Source organism: Neobacillus kokaensis (assembly GCF_014656545.1).
Classification (GTDB): Bacteria; Bacillota; Bacilli; order Bacillales; family Cytobacillaceae; genus Neobacillus; species Neobacillus kokaensis.
Genome location: NZ_BNDS01000005.1, coordinates 62,484 through 75,166 on the forward strand (window position 1 = coordinate 62,484; position 12,683 = coordinate 75,166).

At 42.0% G+C, this 12,683-nt stretch carries 12 protein-coding genes; 3 read left to right on the forward strand and 9 right to left on the reverse strand.

Annotated features, from left to right (window positions below; all coding sequences use genetic code 11):
* Positions 1–192: 192 nt before the first annotated feature.
* The 4 genes from IE222_RS07615 to mobA form a co-directional block, all read right to left on the reverse strand.
* Positions 193–1,212, reverse strand: coding sequence for a thiazole biosynthesis adenylyltransferase ThiF (locus IE222_RS07615; RefSeq protein WP_191271385.1), 1,020 nt, complete (start codon positions 1,210–1,212; stop codon positions 193–195).
* Between the two features lie 97 nt (positions 1,213–1,309).
* Positions 1,310–1,543 (reverse strand): molybdopterin converting factor subunit 1, encoded by a 234-nt coding sequence (gene moaD, locus IE222_RS07620; RefSeq protein WP_191271387.1) that lies wholly within the window; start codon positions 1,541–1,543, stop codon positions 1,310–1,312.
* Positions 1,536–2,003, reverse strand: a complete 468-nt coding sequence (locus tag IE222_RS07625) for a molybdenum cofactor biosynthesis protein MoaE (RefSeq protein WP_191271389.1) — start codon at positions 2,001–2,003, stop codon at positions 1,536–1,538. Before IE222_RS07625 ends, moaD begins: the two co-directional genes overlap by 8 nt.
* A gap of 507 nt (positions 2,004–2,510) precedes the next feature.
* Positions 2,511–3,107: a molybdenum cofactor guanylyltransferase gene (mobA, locus tag IE222_RS07630; protein WP_191271391.1), complete on the reverse strand. Its 597-nt coding sequence runs from the start codon at positions 3,105–3,107 to the stop codon at positions 2,511–2,513.
* Positions 3,108–3,270: 163 nt separating this feature from the next.
* Here mobA and pdxK point away from each other — a divergent pair, with 163 nt between their 5' ends.
* Entirely contained in the window at positions 3,271–4,086 is an 816-nt protein-coding gene (gene pdxK / locus IE222_RS07635) for a pyridoxine/pyridoxal/pyridoxamine kinase (RefSeq protein WP_191271393.1), read from the forward strand.
* Positions 4,087–4,159: 73 nt separating this feature from the next.
* Here the strand turns inward: pdxK and IE222_RS07640 are convergent, their stop codons facing one another.
* The 3 genes from IE222_RS07640 to IE222_RS07650 are packed head-to-tail and all read right to left on the reverse strand — an operon-like array spanning position 4,160 to position 7,842.
* A complete protein-coding gene (locus IE222_RS07640) occupies positions 4,160–5,239 on the reverse strand; it encodes a Ger(x)C family spore germination protein (RefSeq protein WP_191271395.1) in 1,080 nt (359 codons plus the stop codon).
* Positions 5,236–6,327 (reverse strand): GerAB/ArcD/ProY family transporter, encoded by a 1,092-nt coding sequence (locus tag IE222_RS07645; protein WP_191271397.1) that lies wholly within the window; start codon positions 6,325–6,327, stop codon positions 5,236–5,238. The genes IE222_RS07640 and IE222_RS07645 overlap by 4 nt, the downstream gene beginning before the upstream one ends.
* 24 nt (positions 6,328–6,351) lie before the next feature.
* Positions 6,352–7,842, reverse strand: a complete 1,491-nt coding sequence (locus tag IE222_RS07650; protein ID WP_191271399.1) for a spore germination protein — start codon at positions 7,840–7,842, stop codon at positions 6,352–6,354.
* 329 nt (positions 7,843–8,171) lie between these two features.
* On the opposite strand from IE222_RS07650, the gene IE222_RS07655 reads away from it, so the two are divergent.
* Complete coding sequence (locus tag IE222_RS07655; protein WP_191271400.1) at positions 8,172–8,519, forward strand: YojF family protein; 348 nt, start codon at positions 8,172–8,174, stop codon at positions 8,517–8,519.
* Between the two features lie 230 nt (positions 8,520–8,749).
* Positions 8,750–9,421, forward strand: coding sequence for a bacillithiol biosynthesis deacetylase BshB2 (gene bshB2, locus IE222_RS07660; RefSeq protein WP_191271402.1), 672 nt, complete (start codon positions 8,750–8,752; stop codon positions 9,419–9,421).
* 89 nt (positions 9,422–9,510) lie between these two features.
* Here the strand turns inward: bshB2 and IE222_RS07665 are convergent, their stop codons facing one another.
* Positions 9,511–11,022 (reverse strand): sulfatase family protein, encoded by a 1,512-nt coding sequence (locus IE222_RS07665; protein WP_191271404.1) that lies wholly within the window; start codon positions 11,020–11,022, stop codon positions 9,511–9,513.
* 76 nt (positions 11,023–11,098) lie between these two features.
* Complete coding sequence (locus tag IE222_RS07670) at positions 11,099–12,655, reverse strand: type 2 periplasmic-binding domain-containing protein (protein WP_191271413.1); 1,557 nt, start codon at positions 12,653–12,655, stop codon at positions 11,099–11,101.
* Positions 12,656–12,683 lie beyond the last annotated feature (28 nt).

The following is a 12,683-nucleotide window of genomic DNA, read 5'->3' on the forward strand; positions in this document are numbered from 1 at the left end:
AATTTTTCCGTTTATTTTTCAAACACGGTAACATCAACATCTAACAGTTGATAAATAACGATAAAAAAACTGCGAATTTTATATAAAAACGCAGTTTTTTCTTTGCTAATTTATTGTGATTTCATATGTTGATTTTGTTTTTTGTCCCCCAGAAGACAACCCGTTACGTTTCAAGTACGAGTCTAGAATCCATTATCCCATAATCCGCTGATAAATTGTCTTCGCATGTGTCAAATCCTTCGTCCCATGTATAAGGGCGCGACCGTCTTGAAAAATAACCATCCGTTCTTCACCCATTTCAACAGACAGCAAATATGGATTTCCTTTGACATTGTAACCTAGCGAACTAAGCTGCGCCGCCAGCTGTTCTAAAGAAATCTCTCCTGTATTGGCTGGGCGGATCTGGACGGTATCCCTGCCGCAAAGCACAGTCGTTTTCGTCATATTCTCACGGTCCAAGTATGGATATGTCCGTTCCTCGCCGCAGGATAGGCAGCCGGCAAACTTGGCCTTCGACATTTTCATGCTTGTATATTGATTACGCCATAAATCGAAGCTGACAAAAGAAGTCCTGACAGCATCCCAATCCTCTACCAGCATTTTTAACGCTTCAGCCGTTTGGTGAGAAATGACCATTTGCACTGTCGGTGAAATAACCCCGCCGGTATCACACGTCATCCCTTGCAACGGGATTGTACGAAGCAAACAATTCAAACACGGTGTTTTTCCTGGAATGATCGAAAAACTCATCCCGAAGCTGCCGACGCATGCCCCGTAAATCCACGGAATATTGTGTTTTTGTGCGACATCATTCATCGCCATCCGCGTTTCAAAATTATCGGTGGCATCCATCATAACATCTACATCGGGTACGAGCTCTTCCAGCATCTCTGGTGTTGCATCACCGATGATGGCGCGTATATCAACATCTGAATTAATCGCCTTTAGCCGTTTTTCTGCCGCTGCTGCTTTCGGGAGCTTTTCAGCTACATCTTCTTCGGTATATAGCTGCTGCCGCTGCAGGTTGCTTGCCTCGACGTAATCACGGTCAACGATGGTAATTTTGCCGACTCCCGCACGTGTCAGGATTTCCGCATTTCCCGAGCCCAATGCCCCAGCGCCAATAATTAAAACATGCTTACGGCTTATTTTATCCTGGCCTTCTTTGCCAATTCCGGGGAAGAGGATTTGGCGTGAATAGCGTTCGTTCATCTTCATTCCCCCTTTTTGAAAGGAAAACTCGCCGAGTCGGCGAGCTTTAGGTTGCAGCATTTGTTTTAATAAAGACAGAGACCGGTTATAAAAAACTTCATCCCCCGCTAACCGGCGGAATAAACGCGATCTCATCGCCGTCCTTAATAACCTCATCATTCGACGCAAACTCTTCATTAATCGCTGTCATTACTGTTTCCAGCCGTGGCAGGTCGTATTTCCCAGCCAACTCGGCCTTTAGCTCAGCAACAGTTTTTCCAGCGGCCTCTACCATAAGAAACTCTTCACCAACGACATCACGCAGATGGGCGAAAAACAGCACCTTATTCATCTACATCACCTGCCTCGGGTTTGCCGCTTGGGTAAGCGACCGTTTCCAGCTGGTTGCCGATCCACTCTTCGCCGTCCTCCCAATGTTCTTTTTTCCAAATTGGGACGATTTCCTTAATCCGCTCAATCGCATAGCGATTCGCTTCATAGGCATCGGCACGGTGCGGTGTTGACACTGCGATTACAACGGCAATATCAGTAATATCAAGGCGCCCAACCCGGTGGGTAATCGCGACCCGCGAACCTCCCCAGCGCTCCTCAATTTCCTGTCCAATTTGCTCAAGCTTTTTAACAGCCATTGCTTCATAAGCTTCATAGATTAAAAATAATGTTTTCTTACCATGGGTCAATTCCCGCACGGTGCCGATAAAGGTAGTTATCGCCCCGGCTTCGCGCTGAACTACTTTATCTATTACTGATTGTATATGAATCGGTTCTTTTGAGATTTCGTAGAATTTCAATGAACTCACCTCTTAGTCTAAGCACTTTGGCTCAGCATTCTCCACCACTTGATACCCGCCAATCTGCTTCACTCGCGCTTTAAAGGCAGCTGATTGGATTATCGTTTTAAAAGGGATACAAGACAACAACCTGCCTCGCTAACATTCTTTTAACATATGAAATATTATATTACTTCCACTCCGGGTTAAGCAAATGGATTCCCGCTGACACGAGCCTTACCTTTTACGAATCGCCATGATGCCAGCCATATGCCGATGTGGGAGGAAACGATTTTCATCTCCACTGAATCCATGTGTCAACACTTCGCCCATTTCTTCCATAATATGATCGGTGTAATCCTTGCTGCAACCAGATCAACCGGCGTTGATGACGATGATATCAGAACTCTTTGTTGCTTGGAAAATCGTGATGGAATACAGGGCACATATTCACCCCGTGACACCCCTTCTTTTTCGGAACTAATCTCGGGATTTTACTTTGAAAAATTGCATGGCTTCCTTGTCCCCCTACTCTGTTTCTGCCCATTTTTTAGCATCCTCGTAATCTTGCGGACGGTTCATATTGAAAAAAATGCGCTGAATCTCTATATCGGTAAAATCTGTAAAGTCCTTTTCCGTTACGTACCGTACACTTACTTCTTCAAGCAGGTGCTTCATCCTCAGTCTGCCTTCTTTAATACACTTCGCCGCAGCGACTGCTAAATCCTTTTTATACACAGCGAATAATGGGTGCTCCTTGCCAGCGATGACAGGGATAACCGCATCCACATCACGGCTGAAGCTTATCATAATCTCGGCGAGCTCCGCCGAAATAAACGGCATGTCACAGGCAACGACAAGATTCACCTCATGGTCGCTAGCCTCTAATCCCGCATGAAGCCCCGCAAGCGGCCCCATTCCAGGGTATTCATCCCCGGTCATTTTTACCCCGAGAAACTTGTAGGCTTGCGAATCATTCGTTACTAGAATTATATCATCAAAGACAGGTTTAATTTTGTCCCTGATTATTTCAATATTCATTTTGTTTTTAATCTTTAAAAAGGACTTGTTTGACCCCATACGGCTTGACTTTCCGCCTGATAAAATAATTGCGGCAGCTTTCATCACTTCACCCTCTTTACCTTATAACATTCATTTTAATCTAGCTGTAACAAATATCGCAAACAAGCAATGGGTGTAAGGCACCCGCTTTTTTTCTGCTAATTTTTATCAAATGATTTATACTAATAAAGGAAATGAGTCCGATTTTGCAGGAGGGATCTACATAATGTCGATTAAGAAAGTAATGACGATTGCTGGCTCGGATACAAGCGGCGGGGCTGGACTTCAGGCCGATTTAAAGACATTCCAGGAGCTTGGCGTTTATGGAATGACAGGACTTACCTGTATTGTGACGATGGATCCAAACGACAATTGGCACCACAATGTGTTTCCAATTGATGTCAATATTCTTGAAAAACAGCTAGAGACGATTCTATCTGTTGGCATTGACGGCATGAAAACAGGTATGCTTGGTACGGTTGAAATCATCGAATTAACAGCAAGAAAAATTGACGAACATAAGTTAGAGCGCGTCGTCATCGACCCTGTAATGGTATGCAAAGGGGAAGATGAAGTCTTAAATCCAGAAACAGCTGATGCAATGCGTGAATTGCTGCTGCCGCGTGCGCTCGTCGTAACACCAAACCTATTCGAATCCGGCCAGCTTGCGGGAATGAAAACACCAAAAACATTGGATGACATGAAGCAGGCAGCTGCGAAAATCCATGATTTAGGAGCTAAAAACGTCCTCATCAAGGGCGGCAGCAAGCTGCAGGCAGAGGAAAAGTCGATTGATCTGCTTTATGATGGAAAAGAGTTCAAAGTGTACGAATCAGAAAAAATTGAAACAACCTTCACACACGGTGCAGGCTGCACAAACTCCGCCGCCATTGCTGCCGAACTGGCAAAAGGAAAATCAGTTTATGAGGCCGTCCAGGTTTCTAAAGACTTTGTCTCTGCCGCCATTCAGCAGGGCTTCCAGTTGAACCAATACGTCGGCCCTACATGGCATGGTGCTTACCGCAGCAGCTTAACAAAATAATATATTAAAGGTGTCCCGAACCCTGGGACACCTTTTTTATCTAAAATAGAGCTTAGAATTCGATCCCAAGCTCTTAATCAATTACTCCCTTTTCTAAAATGTCTACATCTACCTTTATCGTTATTTTTATATCAGGATATTGTGCTAACCACTTTTTAGTATTAAAGTTTCTTGTACGGCTTCTTACCTCATTTCCTAAATGTAATGGATCAATCCCTGACTGCTGAAACGAGCGGATCATCTCCGTTCCCTGCTTTTCTAATTGTTTCTTCATTTGTTTCTTAATATAGTGTATTTCTCTCTTGTTTGTCGTCTTCCCCATTTTTTCCCTTATAATTCCTTTCACCCTAAGTCCAATAGAAATTTCCGGAGTATGTTTACCATTCCGGACACGAACTCTATGTTTTGAATTAACATTTTCAATTACCACAAATTCATCTTCCTTCAACCTAAGCTTATAGTTAGCTGACTTAAGTTTTTCCAAAAGGGCTTTAAAAACAAATTGATGGTCCTCATGAAGGGTTTTAAGAAAACGGTCTCCCTTAAATAAGGCAATGCCTTTAATTTGAACATCCTTCCCTTTTTGTCCGATAAGCGGCAAAAATGGATCACTTAACTTAGAGTAATAGTTATTAAGAAAAAGGTGAAGGTTATATGTCGGCACTAACCCTGCCTTTATATTTTGATCAATTAACATGGATAGAAATACACCGGTATCACGATCTCCATACTTATTCGTTAATAGCTGCTCTGCCTCTCCATCGGCAACAGCAACCAACAATCTCTCACTAATAGAGGGGTCCCGTTGCAAGGTGTCCAATAAATCGCCAATTCCGCGCTTCGCCAATTCTTTGCTATATAGAGCCACCTCTAATTTGCCGTTTACCAACCGCCGGGCAGAGCTTAGATTCATTTTTCTAAGGGTTTCTTTACTTAGTTCATCCGTGGCGGTAAAGGTTTCATTTCCAACGCTTTTGTCGGGGTTGAACACAGGAACAACCGATGTAGTTTTGATTCGATTTTCACCGGCAAAGTCGTATCCTACAGCTGATGCTAAATTCAAATCATCTAAAATCTGGCTTGGTACACGGCCAAAAAAAAGGGCAGAAAAAATAATACCGAGCACGGCAGCTATTTTTACCTTTTTTATCATCCTTTTCGCCTCAACTTATAACGTATGTGGTAACAAACAAAAAGAATAGGTATGTAAATAAGCAGGATAAAAAAGGAAACTTCCGACTGCCATTTATTGAATTGTTGAATCATTTCTCTTTCTGTTAAAAAACAGCTAATCATAAAACAAATGAATAACAGCAATACGAGTGCTTTTTTTTGTTTCACCTTGAATATCTCCTTAATTCCTCGACTCGCTGACCAAAACATGACGCAAATGATTGGAATCATCACTACCGCCCAAGAGGTCACGCCAATAATTTCGAAGCGTTCAACAATCGGTAATTCAATTATCTTCCACAACATTAACGTTGGCCAAATAACGGAATTTAAATATTCATGTTCAAAGAAAACTAATGTTACAACCATAATCAGAAGATACAGAGATGTGGTTAAAAGATTTCCATAATGTGCCCACTTTTGCGAACTCTCCGGTTTTTGGATAAACGGATAAAAGAACAATATATGTTCAATGCCGGAAAAGGATAAGGCTGTTGTTTTAATCGAACGTGCCATTTCAACAAAGGAATGGTCAAATACGGGCAACAGGTTACGAAAGTTTGAAAATTCAATTGGCACGAAAAATGTGAAAACTAAATAGAAGGGCAGGACGACAGATAAAAAGCTCACACCGGTAACTACCCGAAATCCGCTTGTAACGATATAGTAGACAGCAAGTAATATAACTAAAGCAAATGGCCATGTTTTTAGCAAAGGAAACATCCATACTTGAACAATTTCAATATACGAACGCAGTACAGTAATCGTATGCGAAAGAATAAAAATAATAATGAAAATACTTAACAGGTTTCCGATCCATTTTCCGAATGTATGCTGGTTAATGGTAATTAAATCACCCTTATCTTTATTTAACATAGAGTACATCATCCAAATGAGGAGATGTAAAATAACCCCTGTGATAATAACCGAAATCCAAGCATCATGACCTACAATGGAAGCAACATCCCGTTGAAAGCTTAAAACTCCAATCCCATATTGTGTACCATGAACAAGGAACAAAACAAGGAACGGCGAGACACGAAACTCGTCTTTAATTTGTATGCTCATACAATCCCCCTTTAGGATTGGATTCTACTCATCTATATCCTTTACTTCATTCACTTTTTTAGCGGGAAAGCGAATTTGATCTTTTGCTTGAAAAAAATGCGGTCTCCTCGATTGTTTTGAAAATGGCAGCCGGATAAAGGAATCCTTTAAATCCTTCCATCTCGGTGGGTAAATCGGTTCCAAATAAGGCCTTCCCAGCGAGGTTAACCGCAGCAGGTGGTTCATTAAAAAGATAAAAGCTATTGCAATCCCGAGCAGTCCCCACAATTCCGCCAGTAACAGGAAGGGGAACCGCAATAAACGAATCGTATTACCCATGCGATAGACCGGGGTGGTAAACGAAGCCAAGGCGGCCAGCGCGACAATAATCAGCAGTACATTGCTCGTTAATCCGGCATCTACGGCAGCCGTCCCAATAACGATACCGCCCACGATACCAATCGTTTGACCAACCTTTGAAGGAAGCCTTGCCCCAGCCTCCCTGAGGAGCTCAATCGTTAGCTCAAGGATGACTGCTTCTAAGAACGGCGGCAACGGAATATTTCGCCGGGATGAAACCAATGTCACCATTAAATCCTTTGGTATTAATTGATAATGATAGGTTAAGACGGCTACGTAAATCGGGGTCACCATGATCGAAAATGATACCGCGAATACCCGAATAAGTCTAAATGCTGACGCAATTTGCCAATTAACAAAATAATCTTCGAACGCATTAAAAAGTTCCATAATTGAAATAGGTCCAATTAAGACATGGGATGAGCCATCTACAACTATCACTACGCTTCCTTCTCCAAGCGCGCCTGCGACACGATCCGGCCGCTCCGTGTCGATTAATTGCGGAAAGAGGGAAATAGTATTATCCTCTATTAATTGTGAAATAAAGGAACTATCCAGGATTTGATGAAATTGCAGATTTTCCAGACGTTGACAAACTGTGTTTACATTTTCTTCATTCGTAATGCCATCAATAAAAAGCACAGCTACTTTTGTTTTAGAAAGTGTACCAATTGTAAATTCTTTCACCTGTAATTCTGTGATTGGCAGGCGGGTTCGAATTAAATTTAAGTTCGTCGTGATTGATTCGACAAATGCCTCTTTCGGTCCGACTACACTATATTCCTCTTCAGGAATCGTTACCTCACGGGACTTTTTCATTTCCGCCCGAACAAGGGCGCAAATGGAGGCAGTTTCGTCAAGCTGAATGAGAACAGAACCTCTTAATAAAGCATCCTCAATTTTTTTCTGCTCGCTCGTAATCAACACGTCTTCAAAAGGAAGCGCAGCCCTCACCGCTTCTAATGAAGTAAGGGCAGTTTGCTGTAAGTATGGAAGAATATCGCGATGCAGTATTTCTACATCAATTAATGAGCCAAAATAGGAAATCCAAAACGGCTGCGGTGTCTGCGGGTTATGAAAATGGACAAAATCACCCGACTTCTTGTAATACTGTATGAGGGCAGGAAGTGTACCTTGCTCTTGGACAACTGAAGCTTTTCGAAACCAATTTCTCATGGAGTATGCCCCCTTAAGGCCATAATAAACAAATGATTCTAGGAATAATGTTTCCAAGTAAACTTTTCTTAGCAAAGTTAATTATTACCAAGTTCAAACATTTTCCAAATGCAATCATTTCGCATTTTTTTACTAACTTTAGTATGATAGTTACATTATTATAAAAGCAGAAGAGCCTTGATCAGGGGCGACAAGCACAAGACGAGCCGGCGAGAAGGCTGTTCTTTACCTTCTTGACGGATTGGCTTGTGACCCCGAGCCCCTAGGTGTTGCAGCTAGACATTTCTCAAATTTAAATTTTATCTATAAAGGGGAAGGAGGAGCCACATATGCAAGTTGTTGACGCCAAGCGCGTGCAGGAAGCCATCAATCAGTTCGCAAATCAAGATGTTTATATCCACCTCGAAACAACAAACGGTGCTTATGCATCCCACTATGATCAAACATTTTTTTCTGCTGGCGCCTATATTCGAAATGCTCTTGTCCGCTATGAATTAGGGAAAATTACCGGCAATGGTCCTTACCGCGTCGGACTAAAAATCAATATCGGCTGGATTTACGCTGAAGGGATCACCCATTTTGTGATTGATGAACAGGGAAGGCTGCTTCTCGCCGGCCACGATTATAAAGGCAAACTTGCCGTTGCTCTCGAAATTAGCACGACTCCGTTTGAATAAAAAGAAAAGCGGAAGCGCCCTGGTCAGCGGCGTATGGCCTCCTCGAAAAAGCTAACGCTTTTTCTTCGTGCGATGCTATGCTGCCGAAGTTTTCCTTGTGGAGCGCTCCAACTGAGATAAAGGAAACACGAAGAGCCGGAGGCGCATTCGTGCTTGACTTATCGTAGGGCGGAGAGCGAAGGACACTAGACGCTAGGGCGCTGAAGCCGGACAATAGAAGGAGAATGGTTATGGAAAAAGAACGTCATGTCCTCGTTGTGTTCCCCCACCCGGATGATGAAGCCTTCGGGGTATCAGGAACAATTGCGACTTACGTCAAAAATGGCACACCGGTTACTTATGCCTGTCTAACCTTAGGCGAAATGGGCCGTAATATGGGGAACCCCCCATTTACTAACCGGGAAGACCTTCCGAGAATCAGGAAAAAAGAATTAATGGAAGCAGCCCGCGTTCTTGGCATCCAGGATTTGCGGATGATGGGCTTTCGTGATAAAACAATAGAATTTGAAGACGAAAATAAAATGACCAACATGGTTTTAGCGTTAATTGAGGAGCTGAATCCCTCGCTGATTATTACATTTTATCCAGGCTATGCGGTTCACCCTGACCATGATGCCACCGGTGCGGCCGTTGTTCGCGCTGTCGGTAAGATTCCGGCCGCCGCAAGACCGACTTTACACTGCGTCGCTTTTTCCAATGATTGTGTAGAAAAGCTCGGCGAAGCAGACATTATTAACGATATCACCCCGGTCAACGACATCAAGCTCGCAGCCATCCGAGCACACCGTTCGCAAACAGAGCAGATGTTTGCTGACATGGAAGAAAAAATGAAAAACCAAGATCCGCAAATCTTGGTTTGGATTAACAATGAACGGTTTTGGACGTATAAATTTACTAATTAAATAGTCATACAGCAAATGGGGGGATGATTATAATCCCCCCATTTTATCTTTAAAGGTTTTAAAGATCCATCAATCATTATCCACGGTGGTTATGCACCTGCAATTCTTGGCATCTTCATTGGTTCCTTCCCCAGCTCCGCCCAGATATATTTTAATAACAGGTTTGCCTTTATTTCGCTATAGTCTGGGGCATCCCACAAATTACATATTTCTCCTGGGTCCTCTTGTAAATCGAAAAGCTCTCCATATGTTTCATTATAATAAACTGTTATTTTATAGCGGCGATCTACGTATGTTTTCAGATGGACTTTGGTTGGCTGTGTCCGATATTCACAAATAATGTGATCTCTTTCTTCCTCTTTTTCCCCAAGCCATACATCCTTTTGATTGACACCTGTCATCAAAGACGGAATTGGTATCCCTGCAAAGCTCAAAAAAGTTGGTGCTAAGTCAACAAGAGACTGCATCGAATTTGAGATTTTACCAGAAGGAACCCTTTTAGGATAGCGGACAATAAATGGCAGTTTTATTAAATCCTCGTAGTGAAATCCACCTTTATCATGAAGGCCATGCTGGCCAAAAAAGTGTCCATGGTCGGACGTAAAGACAACGATGGTATTATCCGCTAACCCTAATTCATCTAATCGATCAAGAATTACTCCAATGTACTTGTCCAGCATACTAACCATTCCATAGTAGACAGCCATATTTTTCTTTGCCTCATCATGTAAAACATTCACATGTGACCGGAAACCAATATTGCCAATATCCGATTCAATATACTTAGAAAAATCAGGGTTATCCTCCTGGGTCATTTGAAAATGCGGAGGATTCTTCTCATGTTCCCCCGCTGTAACCACTGGCACCGTCAGCTTCTCCGGATCATACATGGTATCCCATGGCTCAGACACTAAATAAGGAGGATGGGGGTCAAAAAAGCTGGCCCATAAGAAGAAGCTCTCCCCCTCTTGTTTATATTGTTCAAGCCTTTTATTTGTCTGTTCCGCTATCCACGTATTGTAATGATATTCTTCAGGTATCTCCCATTTATACTTTATTGAACGGTCCATCGTGCCCGTAGGGGGCAAAAAGTAATCCCTCCAATTCTTACAGCCTTTCTCCTCCAGCCATAACGCATAATGCTGTCCAACATGGGCCTCATTTACATGGTTTCGAGCCAGTTCCACATGATCAAACCCATAAAAAGGTCCGTTAAATTCCTGCCAAAACTCTAAATCCTGTAATATAGGATAGGATTCCAAGGATGAATATTCTTCCGTAGCGTTCAATGGTTGAAAGTGGGCTTTCCCTATCAAGGATGTTCGATAGCCGCCTTCGGTAAGACTGTCGCCTACGGTATGTACATCTTCAAGCAGCTTTGTTCCTAGAGACCAGGCACCATGTTGACTTGGATACAGCCCCGTAATGATGGAGGACCTGCTTGGGGTGCAGGTGGGATTGGGGCAATAGGCCCGCGAGAAAGTCGTCCCTTCTTTTACTAATCGATCTAAATTAGGGGTTGAAACTTCCTTATTAAAGGCTCCAATCGTATTCCAGTGCTGCTGGTCACTTGTAATTAATAAAATATTCGGCCTATCCATTAGATCACTCCTCAATCCATCTGCCAATTTTAGAAAAAGGATACGGATTGCCGTACCCTTTCTAGTAATCTATTAATTATTCCTTAAATTTATCATAGTATTTTTGATTAATTTGAAGCAATTCTTCCAGACCCATTTTCTCTAATTGTTTCACATAATCGTCCCAATTTTCATCAATTTTTCCTTCGATAATAAATTTAGGAACAGTCTGATTCATATAATTATCAATATCAGTTTGTAGAATGGACAATCTGTCTGCATCTTCTACACTGTACAAAACATTCGGATAGATCTCCTTCGGCTGGAAAGGTTTATACATTTCTGCATACTCTAGCTTCTCCTGCTGTCCAGGACTTAAATTCAACTTTTCATAGGTGTCCTTTAATGTAGCATACACCCCGTACGAGCCTGGCGTCGATTTATGTCTAAATTCTTCATATCCCATTCCATTCGGTGCATCCAAAATTTGAATCTTATCTCCATCCTTTTTCAAGTTCACATCGTATGGCCCGAGGCTTACTTGAATACTCATTTCAGGATCATACATTTGATCTACCCATTTAATTGATCGAACTGGATTTTTATTGGCGGAGGTGATTGAAAATCCAGAAAAACTAAATGTTCCGCCATTTTTATTCCACAATTGATCGCCCTTTGGCCCTTTTAACGGCGGAATCGCCACATAATCACTGTCTAATGTGCCAAACGTTGACCAATTGGACCAGCTAAAGAAAGCACCTAATGTTTCTGGTTTCAGTTTGAGTTTTGAATCATATACTTCCACACTATGTGTAAAGGCTTCTTGATCAATTAAACCTTCTTTATATAATTGATTCATATATTTCAAGAATTCACGATATCCCGGCTGTGCTGGAGCATAATAAACCTTTCCATCCGTAACGCCTATATTTCGGCCAACCACTCCAAATGATCCTGCTAAAGAATGAGGGCCTCGGATGTGGTTATTAAACATAAAGCTAAAAGGAATTTCATCTTTTTTGCCATTTCCATTTAAATCTTGATCTTTAAAGGCTTTTAACGTTTTATAGAATTCTTCCGTTGTTTTGGGAATTGGCAGTCCAAGTTTATCTAACCATTTCTTATTGATAAAAAATGCATCATTAGAGGTACTCCACAAAGCCTCGTCTACCTGCGGCAACGCGTAAATATGACCGTCTGGGGCTGTAATCGTTTTCTTTAGTTCCGGTCTTTTTTCGAACAATGCTTTAATATTTGGAGCATGTTTTTCAATTAAATCTTCTAAAGGAATTAACTGACCGGTAGACCCATATTTAACAATATCATTTCCTGACAAGCTCCATGCCGAATAGAAAATATCAGGCATATCATTGCTGGCAAACATTAAATTGATCTGTTCACGATAAGTGGAAACGTTCGCCAACGTCCACTTAATATCCAAATTTACGTTATCTTGCAGCTCTTTCATGAATGGCATCTCATCATAATCAGTTGTTGCTGCTGGTGCCTTTACCCCAAATGCCTTGACCGCTACTTTTTCCTTGCTATTTACATCTTCTTTCGTTGCAGCATCCTCGCTCTTCTTGCTGCAGGCACCAAGCACTCCTAATACTAGAAGGACAGCCAAAAATAAACTAAAAACCTTTTTCTTCAATGTTTTCCCCTCACTCTATTTTTATTTT

Bases quoted from the DNA above. Each gene is read 5' to 3' on its own strand.
- IE222_RS07615 (WP_191271385.1), bottom strand. From the start codon at position 1,212: ATGAACGAACGCTATTCACGCCAAATCCTCTTCCCCGGAATTGGCAAA.
- moaD (WP_191271387.1), bottom strand. From the start codon at position 1,543: ATGAATAAGGTGCTGTTTTTCGCCCATCTGCGTGATGTCGTTGGTGAA.
- mobA (WP_191271391.1), bottom strand. From the start codon at position 3,107: ATGAAAGCTGCCGCAATTATTTTATCAGGCGGAAAGTCAAGCCGTATG.
- pdxK (WP_191271393.1), top strand. From the start codon at position 3,271: ATGTCGATTAAGAAAGTAATGACGATTGCTGGCTCGGATACAAGCGGC.
- IE222_RS07640 (WP_191271395.1), bottom strand. From the start codon at position 5,239: ATGATAAAAAAGGTAAAAATAGCTGCCGTGCTCGGTATTATTTTTTCT.
- IE222_RS07645 (WP_191271397.1), bottom strand. From the start codon at position 6,327: ATGAGCATACAAATTAAAGACGAGTTTCGTGTCTCGCCGTTCCTTGTT.
- IE222_RS07650 (WP_191271399.1), bottom strand. From the start codon at position 7,842: ATGAGAAATTGGTTTCGAAAAGCTTCAGTTGTCCAAGAGCAAGGTACA.
- IE222_RS07655 (WP_191271400.1), top strand. From the start codon at position 8,172: ATGCAAGTTGTTGACGCCAAGCGCGTGCAGGAAGCCATCAATCAGTTC.
- bshB2 (WP_191271402.1), top strand. From the start codon at position 8,750: ATGGAAAAAGAACGTCATGTCCTCGTTGTGTTCCCCCACCCGGATGAT.
- IE222_RS07665 (WP_191271404.1), bottom strand. From the start codon at position 11,022: ATGGATAGGCCGAATATTTTATTAATTACAAGTGACCAGCAGCACTGG.